Source organism: Pseudoduganella sp. R-31 (genome assembly GCF_049913235.1).
GTDB lineage: Bacteria > Pseudomonadota > Gammaproteobacteria > Burkholderiales > Burkholderiaceae_D > Rugamonas.
Window position 1 is genome coordinate 5,224,622 of record NZ_CP183986.1, and the last position, 19,095, is coordinate 5,243,716.

A 19,095-nucleotide genomic window follows, 5' to 3' on the forward strand; every position below is an offset into this window, starting at 1 on the left:
AATATAGCGAAAAGTTATGAAGCTCCACTCCAGCACCACCGGCCAATACCAGACCGTTTCCGGCTATTTCGAAGGTGGAGTCGAGATCAACGGCAAGCCGTTCGACTACAGCCTGCTGGTGCTGCCGGAAAGCGCACCGCGCCCCTGGCCCGTGGCAAAGTTCGAGGAACTGACAGTCGAACATTTCGAACAACTGCTGGCCGAACAGCCCGACGTGGTCATCCTCGGCACCGGCGAGCGCCAGCGCTTCGTCCATCCGCGCCTGGCCGCGCCGCTGATCTCCAGGCAGATCGGCGTCGAATGCATGGACACCAATGCCGCCTGCCGCACCTACAACATCCTGATGGGCGAAGGCCGCAAAGCCCTGCTGGCATTGATCATTGAAAAATAACACTTTGCCCCCAACTAAACGCGCATGAGCCAAACCATCCCCGACTTCAGCGCCGCCATGACCGGCGGCCAAACCTTCCAGCTCTCCGGACGCCCCGCCAAAGCCACCGTACTGTTCTTCTACCCCAAGGACAACACCCCGGGCTGCACTACCGAGAACATGGCGTTCCGCGACCTGCACGACCAGTTCACCGCTGCCGGTGCTGAAATTTACGGCATCAGCCGCGACTCGCTGCGCTCGCACGAGAACTTCAAGACAAAACTGGGCTTGCCGTTCGAACTGATCTCCGATCCGGACGAAGCGGTGTGCCTGGCCTTCAATGTCATGAAGATGAAAAAAATGTACGGTAAAGATGTACGCGGCGTTGAGCGCAGCACGTTTGTGATTGACGCAAAAGGCCGATTGGTGAAAGAATGGAGAGGCGTGAAAGTACCAGGTCACGTCGATGAAGTGCTGGAATTCGTGGCAAACCTGGGCTGATGGCAAGGCCCTCGCCGCGAATGTGTTAGCTCAACGGGAGCTTTACATTTGAACGTGTCAGCCAGATTTTGAGTCGAGCAAGTCCTTCCACCCACTGTCCCCGGTGGCATGCCCACCGGCTTTCGGGCGACGCAGACGCCCGCCAGGCATCCTTTAGTTTTTCCGAACCACCCCATAGTTCATCCATGCCGGGCATTCGCCCTCGCGTGGATGCATCTTTTTTAGATTGAGATCCTGATGCCACTGCCAAAACTGCCTAGCAAGCCAGCCACCCTGCTGCTGGCTAAAGACTACCCGAAGGCGAGCGGAGCAAATCCGGTTCCCTTCCCTACTGAAGAAAAGGCAGCACCAGCGCCGAAGAAAGCGGCGCCCAAGACTGCTGCCAAAGCAGTAAAAGAACCGGTTGCGAAGAAAACCGAAGCGAAGAAGACGCCTGCACTGAAGGCCGTCAAGCTGCCGGACGACGTACCGGCGCCACCGCGCACCAAGGCTGCGCCGCAAGCGCGCTCCAAGGTCACGCCGATCAAGGCCGATGCGCCGCACCCGGCCAAACACAAGGAACACGAAGTGGTGCTCAAGTCCGCCTCCAGCCGCAAGGCCGACGTGGTGGGCAGCACCAAGCTGTTCGTGCTCGACACCAATGTGCTGATGCACGACCCGTCTTCGCTGTTCCGCTTTGAAGAACACGATGTCTTCCTGCCGATGATGACGCTGGAAGAATTGGACAACCACAAGAAAGGCATGTCCGAAGTCGCGCGTAATGCGCGCCAGGTATCGCGTACGCTGGATGCCCTGGTCAGCAACACCGACGACGACGACATGGAAACCGGCATCCCGCTGAACAAGCTGGGCAACAAGGATGCCAAGGGCCACCTGTACTTCCAGACCAGGGTGCAGGTAGCCGACTTGCCGGAAGGCCTGCCGCAAGGGAAGGCCGACAACCAGATCCTGGCCGTGGTGCGCTCGCTGGAAGCGGAGCAGCCCGGCCGCGCCGTGGTGCTGGTGTCGAAAGACATCAATATGCGCATCAAGGCGCGCGCCTTGGGCCTGCCGGCGGAAGACTACTTCAACGACCACGTGCTGGAAGACACCGACCTGCTGTATTCGGGCATTGTCCAGCTGCCGGACGACTTCTGGAACAAGCATGGCAAGGACATGGAGTCCTGGCAGGAGAACAAGCACGGCCAGTCGAGCACCTTTTACCGCGTGACCGGCCCGTTCATCCCATCCCTGCTGGTGAACCAGTTCGTGTACCTGGAACCAAACAACGGCGAGTCGCCGTTCTACGCGCAAGTGAAGCAGATCAACGGCAAGACCGCCGTCCTGCAAACCCTGCGCGACTACTCGCACAACAAGAACAGCGTATGGGGCGTCACTGCGCGCAACCGCGAGCAAAACTTCGCGCTGAACCTGTTGATGAATCCGGAGTGCGACTTCATCACCCTGCTGGGCCAGGCCGGCACCGGCAAGACCCTGCTCGCGCTGGCCGCCGGCCTGGCGCAGGTGCTGGAGACCAAGCTGTATAACGAGATCATCGTCACCCGCGTCACAGTGCCGGTGGGCGAGGATATCGGCTTCCTGCCGGGCACCGAGGAAGAGAAGATGGGCCCGTGGATGGGCGCCTTCGACGACAACCTGGAAGTGCTGAACAAGTCCGACGGCGAAGGCGGCGAATGGGGCCGTGCGGCGACGCAGGACCTGATCCGTTCGCGCATCAAGATCAAGTCGCTGAACTTCATGCGCGGCCGCACCTTCGTCAACAAGTTCCTGATCATCGACGAGGCGCAGAACCTGACGCCGAAGCAGATGAAGACCCTGGTGACGCGCGCCGGTCCTGGCACCAAGATCCTGTGCCTGGGTAATATCGCGCAGATCGACACGCCTTACCTGACCGAAGGCTCGTCCGGCCTGACCTACGTGGTCGACCGCTTCAAGGGCTGGGCACACAGCGGCCACGTCACGCTGGCCCGCGGCGAACGTTCCCGCCTGGCAGACCACGCGAGCGACGTGCTTTAAGCAACGCCGCCCGCAGTCCACAAGCCCCGCCAAGTGCGGGGCTTTTTTTCGCGCAGTCGGGGCACGGTGCCTGACCCTGCGGGTCAGGCACCGGTTTACCGGTTTACGCGCCGAGCAATATGATGGTCTGGATTCAATTGCAACAAGTCCCACAGGTTGCCGTACAAGTCCGCAAAGACCGCAACCATCCCGTAGTCCTGTTGCTTCGGCTCGCGCACAATGCGCACGCCCTTTGCCTTCAGCCGCTCAAAATCGCGCCAGAAATCGTCCGTGTTGAGGAACAGGAATACCCGGCCGCCGGCCTGGTTGCCGACAAATGCTTCCTGCTCCGGCTTCGACGCACGCGCCAGCAAGATGGTGGCGCCACTGCCGCCAGGCGGCGCCACGACGACCCAGCGCTTGTCCTGTTCCGGCTGGTGGGTATCATCGAGCAGCTCGAAGCCGAGCGTGTTGACGTAGAAATCGATCGCCTCGTCATAGTCGCGTACGACGAGGGCGATATGGACAATGGACTGCTTCATTAAGCCTTCTCCAGTACGAAATCGTGCACGGCATGGAAGATCTTCGCGACGTCTGCTGCATACATGCGCGACGCATTCCAGCAGTTGTATTCAACGATACGGATTCCTTCCGGTGTTTCGGCCAGGTCCATCGTGAATACCGAATGCGGCTGGTACACTTGTGCGAATTCGATCGCACTTCGCATCACGTTGGCAGGAATGTTTGCATTGAAATTCGCCTTGCCCACGAATCGGTAAAGTGATCCGGTGATGACCTGCCGGTCGACCACGAAGAAGCGGTATTCGGCGGTAATGGCCTTGCATGGCGCGATAACGGCCATTTCATCTTTCCAATTTCGCGCCTGCGGCTGGCCCGCGATAAACCCTTCGATCGTCTGCCCTGGCGCAAGAATTCCCGCATCGAATGCTTTCTCGTCCTTGCTCGGCTTGACAAACATCTCGCGATCAAAAGACTGCGCCAGGTTCGACGCAATCGGATACAGCGTGGCATCGCCGTTCAGCAACGGCAAGCCAAGGCCGGCGCAATAGGCCTGGTCGAACCTTTGCTCGTCGTAGAAAATCCCTTGCCTGAGCTGCTGCAGGTAGAGCGAACCATGTTCCACCTGCTCGGGAGTCAGCCGCTCACCCAGTTCGTCCAGGCTTTGGGCTGCATTCAATATGGCATGCAGGCGCGTCCCGCCGCGGACGATGTACTTCGACTCAGGATCCGACAGGATTTGCGCGAGATTCAAGACCTTCGTCCACGGCGGCGCAAGGCCAAAACTGTCGTGGTCGAATCCAAAACGCTCCAGTACTTCCATGGCTTCCATACGGTTTGCCATGGCGAAGCCTTCCTTTTGCACCAGCCATTTGACCTTGCCACTCATTTCCGCCGCATCCTCCGCCAGATCTTGCGCAGTACAAAGCCCGCAACAAACAGAATCAGCGACCAGGGCAGCAGGTAGGCCAGGCCAGTGATTGCGCTGGCGATGCCTTCTGACAGGTTGCTGCCAAAATCGCTGGAGGCGCGTCTGACTGGCGACCAGAAACCTCGCTGGGTGCGGGACTGGATGGAGACGTTCAGCAAGTCCATATTAACCCGCTCCATCAGGCGCGCTTCAACGCCGGTCGCCGATTCCAGTTCGCTTTGCACCGTCGCCAGTTCCTGCGACAGCTTGATCAAGGCTTCGGCGTTGTTGCCTACTTTGCTCTCCAGCGCCAGCAGCTTCTCGCGATATGAGCGCAGCATGTCGAGTCGCTTGGCGTTGTCGCGGATCGGACCTTCAAGGTCCTCCGCCGAGGTGTTACGTGAGGCAAGCTCGCCGCCTGTCGCCGCAAGTGCAATCAATTTCTCGATGCCGGGCCGCTTCACGCGAACACGGAAATGGGCGCTCGACTCCCTTCCGCCCTCCAATCCGGATGCCAACAACGTGCACTGGTTCGTCGCGTCGGCCTGGCAGGCCCCGACCAGTTTGTCGAGCAGTGGCTTGACGCCTCCTTCAGGCGAATCGACCGTGACCGAGTGTTCGTAGGCGAGATACTTGCCGCGTTGGACTCCGGCTGACGAACCATCCGTCGCCGGTCCCGCCATGCGTGCCTCCGCGACAGCGCCTGCCGCTCCTGGCGGCGGAGCATATTTCGCGGAACAGCCCTGCAGCAATAGCAGCGCAAACACGCTTGACTTTACAATGGTGGGAAGGATTAAAGTACGTTTACCCATATGACGAAAGGAACTCCAAATGTATGAACTGACTGTAGAAAACATGACATGCAGCCACTGCGTATCGGCCGTGACCGAAGCCGTGCATACAGTTGATCCGGCAGCCTTTGTCGAGGTCGACCTGAAGGGCAAGCACGTCAAGGTCAACTCGGCTTCGGCACTGGAGCCGATCAAGGCAGCCATTGTGGATGCCGGATATCCTGTTACCCGCGCGGTTTGACGCGGACGCCCTGCTCCAGTTCCGGGTAATGCCGGAATACGTCATCCTCGTTGTTGGCCAGGCGGCGTTTGGATGCCAGGTAGGCGGCGACGCGCGGACGGGCCGCCACGCGCCCGGCCAAGCGCTGCAGGCCGGGCCAACGCCCTTCATAGCCAGCCATCGCTTTCGGGAAGGCATAGCGCAAGCCGTCCAGCAACTGGAACAGCGACAAGTCGACATAACTCAGGCGGGAGCCGACAATCCAGCCGCCGCGCGACTGGTTGGCCCGCAGCACGGTCTCGAAATAGTCCAGGTACTTCGGGATGCGCTCAATCGCAAAATCCCGCGCCCGCGCCTTCGATTCCCGCGCCTGCTCCTCGTAGTACATATTGACCGAGATCGGGTGATGCGTATCGTGAGCCTCGCCAACAATGTCCGCAATGGTCAGCTGCAGCTGGTTGCACCACAGGCGCCCCGCTTCGGAGCGCGGCGCCAGCTTGTGCCGCGCCCCGAGGAACATCAGGATATTCGCCGTCTGACCGATCATGAGTTCACCGGCCTGCAGGATGGGCGGCGCGAAAGCGGCGCGCGGATCGCTGCCGCCGGCGATCAACTCCGTCATCGCCTTCATGCCGCCCTTGCCGCGCGCCACGTCAACGTAAGGAACGTCGGCCTCGACCAGCGCCAGCCGCACGAATTCTCCCCGGCCCTGGATCGTCGGCCAGTAGTAAAGCTTGTAAGGCTCCATCATTGCTCCTCCTGTGCCAGCAGCCATTCTGCGACGGCGCGCACCTCTTCGCGCGGAGCGTCGCCTTCAGGCCGCACAACATAAAAATCGAATCCGCCGAGCACCGGGCCAACCGGCGCTTCCAGCAGTCCCAACCTGATTTCCTCGCGCACCAAGGGCAAGGCAGTCAGCACAACACCTTGCCCTGCAATCGCCGCTTGCACCGCGTGCGACTCTTCCGAAAAACGCGCGCCTGTCGTGACATCCAGCTCTACGCCTGCCGCTTTCGACCATTTATCCCAGGTCAAGGCGCCCTTAAAGCCGCGCTGCCAGTCAAAGTGGATCAGCGGATGGCGTGCCACGTCGCCCGCCTTGCGCAGCTTCAGGCGCGGGCTGGCCACCGGCGCGAAGCCGGCATGCATCAGGCGTTGCGCTTGCAGCCCCGCGAAATGCCCGGCGCCACCGCGTACCGCAAGGTCGGCCGCGCCGCCGGCCAGGTCAACCGGCTTGTTGCTGGCCAGGACGTTGAGGGCAATGCCGGGATGGGCCGCGTTGAACGAAGCAAGCCGCGGCACCAGCCAGCGCGCCGCGAAGGATGGCGTGGTCGACAAGGTGACCGTGCGGCGCTGTTCTCGCCGCAGCCGTTCGACGCCGGCAGCGATGGCGTCGAACCCGCTGCCGGCTGCCTGCATCAGCGTGCGGCCCTCAGGTGTCAGCTCGACGGCCCGGGTCTTGCGCAGGAACAGCCTTACGTTCAGTGCCTCCTCCAGCGCACGCACCTGGTGGCTGATCGAAGTCGCGCTGACCGACAGCTCCTCGGCAGCGAGCTTGAAGCTTTGCAGCCGCGCCGCGGCCTCGAAGCTGCGCAGGGCGGACAGGGATGGAAGGCGGCGTTTCATGTGAAGGACTATACATGAATTCAGTTCATCCATCTGCTGCGAATTGATCGTTTGTCACCGTCTGCCGCGCAGCGCACAGTACACCCATAGCAACCAATTGGAGAGAACAATGACCACGATCCTGCATATCGATTCAAGCGCCCGGCCCGGGCGCTCCGGCGAACAGGCGCACGGTTCGCATACGCGGCGCCTGACTGCACGCTTCATCGCGCGCTACCGGCAGCTCGATAGCAGAACAGAAGTCATCTATCGCGATGTGGGAGCCGTGCCGCCATCCCCTGTGACCGGGGACTGGGTACATGCCGCGTTCACGCCGCCGGCGGCGCGCGAGCCATGGATGGTGGAAGCGCTGGCGCAAAGCGACGCGCTGGTCGACGAAGTGCTGGCCGCCGATATCATCGTGGCAGGAGTGCCGATGTATAACTTCGGGCCGCCGGCACAGTTCAAGGCCTGGTTGGATAACATCGTGCGTGTCGGCCGCACGTTCGGCTTCGACCGCTCACGTGCCGGTGAACCATATTTGCCACTGCTGGCAGATGCAGGCAAGCAGCTCGTCATCCTGTCCTCGCGCGGCGATTACGGCTACGGCCCAGGGCAACGGCTGGAGGGCATCAACCATGTCGAAGGATCGGTGCGCAGCGTGTTCCGCTACCTGGGCGTGACGCATGCATACGATGCAGCCGTCGAATACGACGAATTCGGCGACGAGCGCCTGCTGCGCTCCCTCGCCGACGCGGAAAGCGCTACCGACCGTATCGCACAAGTCATCGCCTCCGCCCGCACGCGACGCCACGCCGCATGATGAAAGTCGGGGTCAGGTCTGGCAATCCGCCATATTTTTCGCATTGCGAAAAATATGGCGGATTGCCAGACCTGACCCCGACTTTCAAATAGCTTGGCTATAATGGCCCGATGCCCGAACTCCACACCATCTTACTGCTCGCCGCAGCAGGACTTTTCGCCGGCACGCAGAATGCGTTGGCTGGCGGCGGCTCTTTCATCACCTTTCCCGCCCTGCTGTTGGCCGGGCTGAACCCGGTTGCGGCGAACATGACCTCCACGGTCGCCATGTTCCCGAGCCAGGCGACATCCGCCGTGGCTGGCCGCAAGTTCGCGGAAGGCGTGAGCGGCCTGACCTTCACGCAGCTTTTCACGATCAGTATTGTCGGCGGCATTTTCGGCGCGATCCTGCTGTGGATTACGCCCCCGACCTTCTTTGCCAGGCTGGTGCCCTGGCTGGTGCTGTTTGCCACCACCATGTTCGCCTGGGGTGCTTTCCGGCGCCAGCCGTTGCAGGCCGCTTCCAGCATGCCGAAGTGGATGCTGGCCGTTGTCCAGGCCTGCATTTCGATCTATGGCGGCTATTTTGGCGGCGGCATCGGTTTCCTGATGCTGGCCGCGCTGACCATCGCTGGCCAGCAGATCCGCGCTGCCACCGCCACCAAGAACATGCTGGCGATGGCGATGAACGCTTCCGCCACCCTGATCTTCGCCTTCTCCGGCATGATCAGCTGGGCTGCCGCCCTGGCCTTATGCGCGGGTGGTATTGCGGGCGGCCTTCTGGGTTCGTGGCTGATCTACCGCCTTCCCCCGCAACTGATGCGCATCTTTGTTGTGATCGTGGGCGCAGTGCTCACCGTGTACATGTTCCTGCGCTGATCCCAGCGTTTGCAGGATCGGGCAATCCGGCCGGTCGTCGCCGTGGCAGGTTTTAGCCAGGCTAGCCAGCGTGTCGCGCATTTCGGTCAATTCCACGATGCGCTGGTTCAGTTCATCGACGTGGCTCATCGCGATCGTCTTCACGTCCGCGCTGGCACGGCCTGTATCCTGCCATAGCGACAGCAGGTCGCCGATCTGCTCCAGCGAAAACCCGAGGTTGCGCGCGCGCTTGATGAAACGCAGAGTATGCAGGTCGTTTTCGCCGTAGATGCGGTATCCGCTGACGGTGCGCGCAGTTTCGCGCACCAGGCCAATGCTCTCGTAGTAGCGGATCATTTTGGCGCTGACGCCGGATGCGGCAGCGGCTTGTCCGATATTCATTTCCCTTACTCCTTCGAAGGCTGCCAGCGGCGCAGCAGCAAGGCATTGCTGATCACGCTGACCGAGCTGAATGCCATCGCGGCGCCGGCCAGCAGGGGATTCAGCATGCCGAGGGCCGCCAGCGGAATCCCTGCCACATTGTAGATGAAGGCCCAGAACAGGTTTTGGCGGATCTTGCTGAAGGTGCGGTGCGAGATGTCGATGGCGTCGGCCACCAGCAGCGGCTCGCCGCGCATCAGCGTGATGCCGGCAGCGTTCATGGCAACGTCGGTGCCGGTGGCCATCGCGATGCCGACGTGCGCCGCAGCCAGCGCCGGCGCGTCGTTGATGCCGTCGCCGACCATGGCAACGCGCCTTCCCTCGGCCTTGAGCCGCGCAATGGCCGTGGTTTTGTCGGCCGGCAGGAGGTTGGCTTCCACGCTGCCAATGCCGATCGCCTGCGCTACCGCTTGCGCGCTGCCCTGGTTGTCGCCGGTCAGCATCACCGTCGCGATGCCGCGTGCGTGCAGGCGCTCCACCGCGGCGCGCGCATGTTGCTTGGGCTGGTCGGCGAAGGCGAGCAGGCCAAGCAGCTTGCCCCTTCCCGCGCCGGCTTCGGCCAGCCAGGAAATCGTGTGCCCCTGCGCTTCCAGTTCGACGGCTTGCAGCTGCAGAGGCGCCAGTTCGACGCCGCGCTCCGCCATCAGGCGTCCGCTGCCAAGCAGAAGGTCGAGGCCATCGACCTGCGCAGCCAGGCCCCGCCCCGCCAAAGTCGTCACTGCGCTTGCCGTCAGCGGCGCCAGCACGTCCCCGCCCGGTGCGGCTTCCGCGTCGAGGACGGCGCGTGCCAGCGCATGTTCGCTGCCGCGCTGGATCGCCGCCGAAAGCTGCAGTGCACGGCCGGCAGGCACGCCATGCGGCAGCAATTGCGCCAGCACCGGTTTGCCTTGCGTGAGCGTGCCGGTCTTGTCGAACACCACGGTATCGACCTGGCGCGCCATTTCCAGTGCCTCCGCGTCCTTGATCAGGATGCCGTGCCGCGCCGCGACGCCGGTACCGGCCATGATGGCTGCCGGCGTGGCCAGGCCAAGCGCACAGGGGCAGGCAATCACCATCACCACCACCGCATTGAGCACGGCCTGCTCGACATCGCCCGTGGCCAGCCACCAGCCCGCAAGCGTCAACAGCGCCAGCACCAGCACCACAGGAACGAACACCGCGGCAACCTTATCGACCAGCTTCTGCACCGGCGCCTTGGCTGACTGCGCATCTTCCACCAGGCGGATGATCCGCGACAGCATGGTCTCGGCCCCTGTCGCGCTTGTGCGCACCAGCAGCAAGCCTTCGCCATTGATTGCGCCACCGGTCACGCGGTCGCCAACGTGCTTGGCAACTGGCAGGCTTTCGCCGGTAATCAGGGATTCGTCAACGTGGCTGGCGCCATCCATCACCTCGCCGTCCACCGCCACCCGCTCGCCGGCGCGGATCACCACGATATCGCCCACCCGCACCTGGTCGATCGGCAGGTCGGCGTCCGATCCGCCCTCGCGCCGCACGCGCGCCGTCACCGGCCGCAAGTCCTGCAGCGCGCGGATGGCGGAAGCGGTTTGCCTCTTGGCCCGCGCTTCCAGCCACTTGCCCAGCAAGACCAGTGTCAACACCACTGCCGACGCTTCGAAATAGAGATGCATGCCCTGCCCTCGCGCCAGCGCCAGGTACACACTCAGGCCATACGCCGCGGAAGTGCCGAGCGCCACCAGCAGGTCCATATTGCCCGCGCGCGCTTTCACAGCCTTCCAGCCGGCGCGATAGAAGCGCGCGCCGAACACGAATTGCACCGGCGTCGCCAGCAGCCATTGCAGCCACGCCGGCATCATCAGGTGCACGCCAAGCCATTCGGCGACCATCGGCACCACCAGCGGCAGCGACAGTGCGGCGGACAGGATCACGGCCACGCCTTCGGGTATGCGCGGCGCGGAATCGGCAGCCGGCGCCGCCAGCTCGCTGGCGGCATAGCCAGCCTTGCCGATGGCCTGCTGCAGGGCGGAAAAGGCCACCGGCGAATCGGAATCGACGCGCGCGGTCTCGGTGGCCAGGTTGACGGCGGCATGCGCCACGCCCGGCACGGTCGCCAGCGCCTTTTCGACGCGGCGCACGCAGGATGCGCAACTCATGCCCTCAATACGGACGGTTTGCTGGAACTGACTCATGGGATACTCCTCGCCTATGTTCTGGCGACCAGTATCAAGTATCCCACGATGGGAAGGTCAAGCGCTATTTTGCACGGACCATCGTCAGCGCACTTCGCAGTCGACGGCGCGTTGCGCCCGGTTATCGACAGCACGCGGGCCTGCCGTCTGGCTGCTAAAGACGGGCGGCGGGTTGAACTGCATGCCCGGATTTTGCGGTACTATCACGGGCGGCAGCGTCATGTTCGGCGTAAAGCCGAACTGGCCGGCATTGAAAACCTGGGTTCCCGCAGGGTTGTTCAGGTGGACCATGCCATCCAGCACCTGCACATACAGTCCCGGCGCCCGCACCGTTTCCGCCCCCGGCAACTTGCCCGCCACCGGCACGATTTCCGCCACGAACAGCGTACCGCGGATGCCGATGGTGGCCGCCGGCGTTTTCAGCTCAAATTTCTCCCTGCTGCGCTTGCCCAGCAGGCCCGATGCCGCCCGCAAGCCCCCTTTGACGAGGTTGAACTGCGCCCGGTCAGCATCCTGCTTGCCGCTGTCGAAGCTGAAATTCTCGATCGTCAGCGTGCTGCCTGGCCGCAGCGTAATTTCACTATTGTCAATAAAACGCAGCAAGGCATAGGTATTTTTCTCGGTCACCAGCGTATCGCCATTCTCGACCTCGGATTTGATGGCAAGCACCTTCACCGTGCCATCGGTCTTGCGGGCCATCAGCGGACCGCTCAACTGGACCACGGTCCCCGCTACCGGCGCCGCCAGCGCCAGCGCGGACAGCAGCCACAGTAACGCCAGCAGCAACCCCTTAGTTGCAGTACATTTTTGTAGCGGGTTCATTCTTTTTCGCTCCGGTGGTTTTGTCCTGGGCCAGCTTGTCGCCTTTATCGCCCTTCTTCGCCTGTTTGTCTTTGCCTTCGTCCGGCGAAACGGCTACCGACACCTCGCCCGGCGCTGCGGCGGTACTATTGATGACCTGGATGGTCTGGCTGATCGCTTGCTGCACGGGGTTGGTGGGTTGCGCTTCGGTGGGCGGCAGCACGAGCTGGCAGCCGGGCAGGCTGGGGTCCAACTGGCATTGATCGACCGAAGTCGGCGGCTGCACGGGCGGCGTCACGATGGTGCCATTGACGCCGATACTGCCGCCCGGCGCCTGCACCGTTCCAGCCACATAGTTGACGTCTGAACCGGCAGCCAGCTTGACATTGCCCGTGTTACTTTTCACCAGAGCGCCGCTGGCAATTGTCAGGTCGTCGGCATCGCTGCCTGTGCCCGCCGCTTCCAGCAGGATGTCACCGGAATTGGACAGCACGCTGCCGAAAATGCTGAGCGGGCTATGTGCCGTCAGCCGGATATTGCCGGTGTCGCTGCTCACGCCCCCGCCGGACGCCAAGGTCAGCGCGCCGTAGTTGTCGAGTACGATCTCGCCGCTGTTGCCGGAAGCGAGTTTCAGCTGCAACAGCGAAAGCGGGGCCGGTTTGCCGGCATTATTGCTGATGTAGATCGGCGCCGCGCCGCTGGTGGCAGTGCTTTCCGCATCCAGCTCCGCGACAAAGGTCTGCAGCGCTGCCGCCGCGGTCCCGATATTGGCGCCCGCTTTCGCCACCAGCTTGCTGGCCCGGATCGCCGCGCCGTCCGTGGCCAGGGCGCCATCGGAACGCAGCGTCGCCGTGCCGGCAACCTGGATGCCATTGATGTCGTAGCCGCTGCCCCCGGCACTATTGCCGCCCTGCAGGCGCACCACCGAGAGCGCCTGGTTGCTGCGGAAGTCAAGGTTGCCGCTGCTGACCACCGCGGCCAGGCGGGCCACCTGGTTGCCACTGTGGTCCAGCTGGACGCCGGCTCCGGCATCGATGCCAAGTTCCTGTACCTTCAGGGCCGCTGCCGCATTGGCGGTATCCTGCGTAATGCCGGCGGTGGTAATCAGGCCCAGGCGCATGGTCAGCGCATTCAGGTTGGCGGCGCCGCCGATTTGGATGGCGCCGGCGCCCCAACCCGGGTGCCCCCCTGTGCCGCTATCCGCGCCGGTGCCGCTGGTCGCGGTGCCAGGCTTGGTCCCGGGGATGGGCGCATCGCTGCCGTCGTCGCGATTGCCAATACCCAAGGTACCGGCGGCGATCCTGTTCAACTGGGTCAGCGACAAACAAGCCGTGCCGCAGGCGGCGCCGATGGTGATGCTGTAGCCGGGCGTGGCCGGCGTCAGCGAGGCCAGGCTGGCCGTCACATCGGCCGTGAAATCCATGGCATCGGCATTCAGGTGCACCACGTCCGCCTGCAACGGCGCTGCCACCTGGAGCGAGCCGGAACGCGCCTCCAGTTCCAGTTCCCTGCCGGGCAAGCTGACCGCCCCGCCAACTTTCATGCCGCTGGCAGCGGTGATGAACAGGCGCGGCGTCTTCAGCGACGCCAGGCCGGCGCCGCTCAGGTGCGTGTTGGGCGTGCCGCTTGGCCGGTCGCCGCCAAGTTCGACGGTGCCGGCACTGTCAATCCCGATCATCTCGGCTGCCATGCCAGTGCCGGCAGCCCCGCTCAGCACCACGGAGCCGCCGCGCAGCTTGATGCTCTGGGCGCTGACCATGGCAGTATTGCTCAAGGTACCGCCCGCCTCTGCCCCCAGGCCTGCGCCCGCCGGCAGCTTGACTGACCCGATCAGGTCGACATTGCCGCCGGTCTGCAGTACAAGCGACTTGAGCAGGCTGGAGCCGGACAGGTCCAATTGATTGGCCGTGATATGGCTGGCATTGGGGACCGGATTGCCGTTCGGATCGAGGAAGCCGCCGCCGACCAGCAGGTTGGGCGCCGACAACCGGCCCAGGTCGGCATTGCCCACCACCAGCCCGCCGCTATCCGATGTGGGCGTGCCTCCCACGGTGATGGTCCCGCCGCCCAGGCTGGAAACGCGGATGCTGTTGCTAGCGCTGGTCTGGCCCGCCAGGCTCATGGCGTTCGCCTCCAGGCCGACGTCGGTGGCATTCACCTGCGCACCAACTTCGCTGGCCAGGCTGCCGTTATTGGCGCGCAACAGCATCGGCCCACCGCTGACCATTGCGGTAGGCGCCAGCCGCAGCGAGCCGCCTTCCAGTTGCACCGGCTTGCCATTGCCATTCACCGCACCGCTGACTACCAGGGTGCCGAGGGCTGCCACGTGCAGGTTGCCAAAACCGCCAGTGCTGGCACTATCTGCCTGGCTCACCGCCTGGACCTCGAGCGAACCGCTGTCGAAGTAATTCAGGTTGCCAACGCCCTGGGCGCGCAGGATGTTGACCTGGTTGTTGCCGCCGGACAGGTTGACCTGCCCGCTCCCGTCCAGGGTCAGGCTGGCGGCACGCAAAGGCATGCCGTACTCTTGGTTCAGGCTGCTAGCCTTGAGGCTCAGGTTGCCGGACGTCTGCACCCCGGTCAGGCCATTCCCATACGTGAGGTTCAGGTTGCCCACGTTATTGAAGCTGATGTCGCCCGTCGCCATCGCGGCAAGCCCCATCACCTGGTTGGGGCCCGTCAGCGCCACCGACCCTGCGTTAACCAGCAGGACCGGCGCTGTGATGGAACCGTTGCCTGCAAGGGCGCCGCTGGTTTGCAGGGAAACGCCGGAGCGCGGCTTCAGCGCACCGTTGACCGCAATGGCGTTGCTGGCCAGGGTCAGCATCGCATTGCCGGCATTGCTGGCTGCCAGGTCCAGCAAGCCATCAATGCTGAGTGTGCCGTAATGCTGGCCGAAGCCGATATTCAGGTTTTGCGTATTGATGGCGGAAAGCTCCGCACCGTCCAGCGCCAGCACGCCAGGCGTACCGTCGCTCGCCTCGCCCACCTTGATGGCCGTGGTCAGGCTGTACGGATTTAACGACACGCTGTTGGCCGCTTGCACCTGGGCACCGCTGGCGATGCGCATGCTGTCGGCTTTCCAGCGCTGCTCCTGCCCCGCCACCAGGACACCCGGGCCGACGTCGATTTCAGCACCGCTCAATTCGATGGCGCCCATGCCGGTCTCAAGGCCCGCCGTCAGCTTGACGGCGCCGCTGCCGCTGGCCGTGCCCGATGCCGGGTCGTTTGCCTGCAAGCGCAGCATGCCGCCATTGGTCGCCAGCCGGCCCTTGACCATGATATGGTTGCCGGCCTGGGCCAGCAGGCCGACGCCCGGGGCGGCAATGGCAACCGGATCAACAAAGGTGATGTCATGTTTGGCCTGCAAGGTGACGTCGGCAGTCGCGCCATTCAGCAAGGCTGTGGCCAGTTCGGTGACGCCGCTGGGATTGCCCGCGTTGAAATTCGCCACGTCGGTCAGGGTGGCAGGCACGCCTGGCACCACCTTCACTTCGATATCATAGGGATCGAGCAGCCACTGGCCAAGCCGCCCCTGCACGGCGCCGGCGTCGACACGCAGGCCGCCCAGCTCCAGCTGGCGCGCCGATGTTTCCACCAGCCCGCCGTCGCCGCCTTGCCTGCCGCCGCGGGCGGAAATGCTGCCATGCACGCGCGCGGTCTCGTCGGCCCAGACCACCACCTTGCCGCCCCTTCCGCTGCTGCCGGCGTCGGCCGCCAGCACCGCATCCCTGCCCACGTAGACCTGGCGTGCATTCGGCACCTGCGGGTTGGCGCCACGGTAATCACCGCCGACCAGCACGCTGCCGCCGCCTTCCTCGCCGCTGGCATCGACCCGCGCATCGCCCGTCAGGCCGACTTGCTGCCCCAGTATGGCAATTTCGCCGCCGCGCGCCGTGGTGCGGCTGCCGCCTTCCAGCATCGTGCTGCCGCTGGCGCGCAGCAGCACCTGGCCCTGCGCGCCACGCACGGCGCTGTCGGCGCTGACGGTGCCGCGCTGCTTGACCAGCGCGCCGAAGATGCCGACACGGCCACCTTGCGCCACCAACTGGCCCAGGTTCAGCGCCTGGTCGGCAGGCGCCGATACCACCACCTGCAGCGCCGGGTTGGCGCTATCCACCAGTTGCACGCTATGGCCAGCGGCCAGCATGACCGCCCCTCCCGGCGACTGGATGATGCCGCTGTTCTCCACCTGCGGCGCCACCAGGTAGACCTGCCCACCATGCGGCGTGGCGATCTGGCCCTGGTTCTCCACCTTGCCGGCGCCCGCAGCACCCGTGAAACGCATGCGCCCGGCAAGGAAATCAGCATCGGACAAGGCCAGGCTCGACGCCACCAGCCCTTGCACGTCGATGCGCGCGCCCTGCCCGAACAACACGCCGTTCGGGTTGAGCAGGTAGACCTGGCCGTTCGACTGCAGACTGCCCAGGATGCGGCTGGGATCCTGTCCGCTGATCCGGTTCAGCACCTTGCTATCGGCGCCCTGCTGCAGGAAACGCGTCACCTCGTCGGCGCCGATCGAGAAGCTTTGCCAGTTGATGATGGTGTTCGGCGCATTGGCCACGGTGAAGACATTGCCCTGCTGGCTGAAGCTGGCTTGGCCCGCCACCACCCTGGGCGCCACTGGATTGGCTTGCGCGCTGCCGAAACAGGCGGCAATCGCCAGGCCCAGCAGCTTGCGCTGCAACGTGCTGTGCTTGCTGTGCTTCATGATGATGTCCTCAATAAGCAAGACCGATGCGCAGGTGCAGCCTGCTGCTGCCGTCGCGCCCGGTGGGGCCGCCTTGTACCACATGGCCATAATCGAGTTGCAGGTTGGCCTGGCTGCCCAGCAGCAGGCGCAGGCCGAGCCCCGTGCTGGCCACGCTGGCTGACGTCAGCTCGCCCGGCAACGCATCGTTGCGCCGCACGTGGGCACGGTCGTGGAAGGCCAGCAACCGGCATTGCCAGCGCTCGCCGCACAAGTTGGGTGTGTACAGTTCCAGGTTGACGCCTGCCCCCTTGTCGTTGGCAATTTCGCGCTCGGGCAGGCCGCGCACCGAAGCCGCGCCCCCGGCGCCGAATTGTTCGCCCGGCACCAGGGCGTCAGCGCTGTACTGGCCATTGAAGATGGCACGCCATTGCCAGTCCTGCGGCAGCAGGCGGCTGACGCTGGCGCCCAGCCGCACGATGGTGTAATCGTCGGGCGCCCCGGCGCGTGCCCGGTTGAAGTCGTCCTGGCCGCCGCGCTTGCCGCCTGGCACATTGCGCAGCAGGGTCAGCGACAGGCCGCTGTCGCCCTGCGCTGAACTCCAGTTGCCCAGGTAGCCAACGCTGAGCGGGCGCACAGTCACGTCGTTGCCCAGCTCCTGTCCCAGCAGCACCACGCTGTTGCGGAAGGCCTTCGACTCGGCACCGAACAATAGCCGCCCTTCGTAACCGGGCCTGCGCGCCAGGTAGCGGCTGTAGCGCAGGCCGAACACCGTGCCCTGCCCGCTTACCGCCACATTGAAGGCGCCCACGCCCACGGTGCCCGAGTCGACATTCGAATAGCTGGCGTACAGGTCCAGCGTATCGCCCAGCTGATACAGCGGAATGTGGTAGCCCAGGCCATAGACCTTGACCCGCCCCGGCTCTTCCGCCGAAGTGGTGTACTGCAGGCTGGCCACATGGTCGAGCCCGAATAGGTTGGCATGCTGCAGCCCCACGCCGATGCGCGCGCGGCCGGTCTGCTCCGTACCGCTATTGTCGGCATTCAGCAAAACCTTCCATGGCCGCTCGTCGGCGACTTCCAGCATGGCGTCCACTTCGTCATCGCGCCCCCCGCTTTGCAGCTTCATGGTGACCTGGCGCGCCGGATGCTCGTTGGCCAGCTTCAATGCCGCCGAGATCGCCTCCATATCCGGTACCTGGCCTTCGCGCAACGGCGGCAGCGCACGCCGCACATTGGCCTCGTCGACATAACGCTGGCCGTGCACCCGGACCTGGCCGATGCGCGTCTGAACCACGTCCAGCCGCACCACGCCGCGCGCCAGTTCCTGCTCGGGCAGCGTAACCGCGACCAGCGCGTAACCGGCAGCATGGTAGGCGGCAGTCAGGGCTTCCAGCGCCTGTTGCACATCGCCGAAATCGCGCCCGCGGCCGGTGAATGGCGCCAGCACGCGCGCCACCTGCTCCGGCGGCAGCAGTGTATTGCCGCGCACATCGTACCGCTCGATATCGAATCGAACGATGCCGGGGTCGGGGACAGGATCAGGCGCGGGAGCAGAAGAAGCCGCAGTGCAAAGGGTGACAGCAAACAGGAACGCGAGGCGTCGTTTCATATTTTCTGTTCAGGGTAAAGGTGGGCAGCAGCCATTGTCGCGCGTTGCGGCGCGAAAATCGCTGCTTGCAAATGGCGAGGAAGTCGGAACGCGGGGGACTGATGTTTTTTCGCAAATGGACAGGCTGGCGCCAGCTCACCATGCATAGCCGTAGCGCAGCGTCACGCGGCTGCGCGCATCGTCAGGCATGATGTCGGAACGCACCACCCGCCCCAGGTCCAGCTGCATGCTGGAATGCCTGTCCAGTTTCATGCGTACGCCGATGCCGGCGCTGCCCACGTTGCGGCTGCGCAGCTGGCCGTTCGACGCCCGGTTGTAGCGCAGCGCATTGCGGTCGTAATACAGCAGTGCGCGGCAATGGCGTCCGGCGCCCAGGCACAGGTCCGGGGAATACAGTTCGACATTGCTGCCCAGGCCGCCATCGCGGATGGTGTCCCGGTTTGCCATCAGGCGCAGCGCGGTCATCGGCGCCGGCGCCAGGCTGTCCAGCAGCGCGACGTCGCCGGGGCTGTACTGGGTGTTGACGCTGGCTCGCACCAGGAAGTCGCGCGGCAGCGCCTGGGTCAGCGAAGCAGCCAGGCGCATGGTCGGCATGCTGCCAGGCAGGCCGGGCAAATTCGACTGCGGATAGCTGGTGGCGGAGAAATCAAAGGCAGGCGCGTTGCGGTCGCGGTCGCGTTCGGTGCTGGGCGGTGCGGCCAGCGCACCGGTGCAGGCGGCCAGGGCCAGGATCGACACAAGGCAAGGCTTCATGATGGTTCTCCCGGCATGCAATTGCCTGGCAAACGAGCAACTCTTGTTACCTTCAGTTTAGGACATAAAGGCCTTAAC

The 19,095-nt window shown here is 64.0% G+C and carries 16 protein-coding genes and 1 pseudogene; 6 read left to right on the forward strand and 11 right to left on the reverse strand.

All coding sequences use genetic code 11. The features are described 5' to 3' along the window. Positions 1-16: 16 nt before the first annotated feature. The 3 genes from ACN9MY_RS23765 (at position 17) to ACN9MY_RS23775 (ending at position 2,887) form a co-directional block, all read left to right on the forward strand. Entirely contained in the window at positions 17-391 is a 375-nt protein-coding gene (locus tag ACN9MY_RS23765; protein ID WP_426163327.1) for an Mth938-like domain-containing protein, read from the forward strand. 24 nt (positions 392-415) lie between these two features. Then, on the forward strand, positions 416-871 hold the full coding sequence (locus ACN9MY_RS23770; protein WP_426163329.1) for a peroxiredoxin: 456 nt from the start codon (positions 416-418) through the stop codon (positions 869-871). 237 nt (positions 872-1,108) lie between these two features. Then, positions 1,109-2,887 carry a PhoH family protein gene (locus tag ACN9MY_RS23775; protein ID WP_426318804.1) on the forward strand — a complete coding sequence of 593 codons (1,779 nt, stop codon included), beginning with the start codon at positions 1,109-1,111 and terminating at the stop codon, positions 2,885-2,887. A gap of 95 nt (positions 2,888-2,982) precedes the next feature. Here the strand turns inward: ACN9MY_RS23775 and ACN9MY_RS23780 are convergent, their stop codons facing one another. The 3 genes from ACN9MY_RS23780 to ACN9MY_RS23790 are packed head-to-tail and all read right to left on the reverse strand — an operon-like array spanning position 2,983 to position 5,107. After that, positions 2,983-3,408, reverse strand: coding sequence for a VOC family protein (locus ACN9MY_RS23780; RefSeq protein WP_426318805.1), 426 nt, complete (start codon positions 3,406-3,408; stop codon positions 2,983-2,985). Then, on the reverse strand, positions 3,408-4,274 hold the full coding sequence (locus ACN9MY_RS23785; protein WP_426336225.1) for an ATP-grasp domain-containing protein: 867 nt from the start codon (positions 4,272-4,274) through the stop codon (positions 3,408-3,410). Before ACN9MY_RS23785 ends, ACN9MY_RS23780 begins: the two co-directional genes overlap by 1 nt. Next, the gene (locus tag ACN9MY_RS23790) at positions 4,271-5,107 is read right to left on the reverse strand and encodes a DUF4349 domain-containing protein (protein ID WP_426318807.1); all 837 of its coding nucleotides are present in this window, start codon (positions 5,105-5,107) and stop codon (positions 4,271-4,273) included. The genes ACN9MY_RS23785 and ACN9MY_RS23790 overlap by 4 nt, the downstream gene beginning before the upstream one ends. 19 nt (positions 5,108-5,126) lie before the next feature. On the opposite strand from ACN9MY_RS23790, the gene ACN9MY_RS23795 reads away from it, so the two are divergent. Beyond that, complete coding sequence (locus ACN9MY_RS23795) at positions 5,127-5,327, forward strand: heavy-metal-associated domain-containing protein (RefSeq protein WP_426318808.1); 201 nt, start codon at positions 5,127-5,129, stop codon at positions 5,325-5,327. Here ACN9MY_RS23795 and ACN9MY_RS23800 read toward each other — a convergent pair. Both ACN9MY_RS23800 and ACN9MY_RS23805 read right to left on the reverse strand, forming a co-directional pair. Continuing rightward, a complete protein-coding gene (locus tag ACN9MY_RS23800; protein ID WP_426163339.1) occupies positions 5,311-6,057 on the reverse strand; it encodes a glutathione S-transferase in 747 nt (248 codons plus the stop codon). The genes ACN9MY_RS23795 and ACN9MY_RS23800 overlap by 17 nt on opposite strands. Then, complete coding sequence (locus tag ACN9MY_RS23805; RefSeq protein WP_426163341.1) at positions 6,054-6,932, reverse strand: LysR substrate-binding domain-containing protein; 879 nt, start codon at positions 6,930-6,932, stop codon at positions 6,054-6,056. The genes ACN9MY_RS23800 and ACN9MY_RS23805 overlap by 4 nt, the downstream gene beginning before the upstream one ends. Before the next feature lie 109 nt (positions 6,933-7,041). Here ACN9MY_RS23805 and ACN9MY_RS23810 point away from each other — a divergent pair, with 109 nt between their 5' ends. Beyond that, on the forward strand, positions 7,042-7,734 hold the full coding sequence (locus tag ACN9MY_RS23810; protein ID WP_426318809.1) for an FMN-dependent NADH-azoreductase: 693 nt from the start codon (positions 7,042-7,044) through the stop codon (positions 7,732-7,734). 110 nt (positions 7,735-7,844) lie between these two features. Then, the gene (locus tag ACN9MY_RS23815; protein WP_426163346.1) at positions 7,845-8,591 is read left to right on the forward strand and encodes a sulfite exporter TauE/SafE family protein; all 747 of its coding nucleotides are present in this window, start codon (positions 7,845-7,847) and stop codon (positions 8,589-8,591) included. Between the two features lie 15 nt (positions 8,592-8,606). Here the strand turns inward: ACN9MY_RS23815 and cueR are convergent. From cueR to ACN9MY_RS23845, 6 genes and pseudogenes are all read right to left on the reverse strand, one after another. After that, positions 8,607-8,972, reverse strand: a pseudogene (cueR, locus tag ACN9MY_RS23820) (Cu(I)-responsive transcriptional regulator); the annotation flags it as partial. A 5-nt stretch (positions 8,973-8,977) separates the two neighbouring features. Next, complete coding sequence (locus ACN9MY_RS23825; RefSeq protein ID WP_426163348.1) at positions 8,978-11,161, reverse strand: heavy metal translocating P-type ATPase; 2,184 nt, start codon at positions 11,159-11,161, stop codon at positions 8,978-8,980. Between the two features lie 84 nt (positions 11,162-11,245). After that, entirely contained in the window at positions 11,246-11,947 is a 702-nt protein-coding gene (locus tag ACN9MY_RS23830) for a FecR family protein (protein WP_426336226.1), read from the reverse strand. Positions 11,948-11,951: 4 nt separating this feature from the next. Next, positions 11,952-16,673 (reverse strand): filamentous hemagglutinin N-terminal domain-containing protein, encoded by a 4,722-nt coding sequence (locus ACN9MY_RS23835; protein WP_426336227.1) that lies wholly within the window; start codon positions 16,671-16,673, stop codon positions 11,952-11,954. A 10-nt stretch (positions 16,674-16,683) separates the two neighbouring features. Next, on the reverse strand, positions 16,684-18,264 hold the full coding sequence (locus ACN9MY_RS23840) for a ShlB/FhaC/HecB family hemolysin secretion/activation protein (protein ID WP_426318813.1): 1,581 nt from the start codon (positions 18,262-18,264) through the stop codon (positions 16,684-16,686). A gap of 135 nt (positions 18,265-18,399) precedes the next feature. After that, the gene (locus tag ACN9MY_RS23845) at positions 18,400-19,017 is read right to left on the reverse strand and encodes a hypothetical protein (protein ID WP_426163356.1); all 618 of its coding nucleotides are present in this window, start codon (positions 19,015-19,017) and stop codon (positions 18,400-18,402) included. Positions 19,018-19,095: the final 78 nt, after the last annotated feature.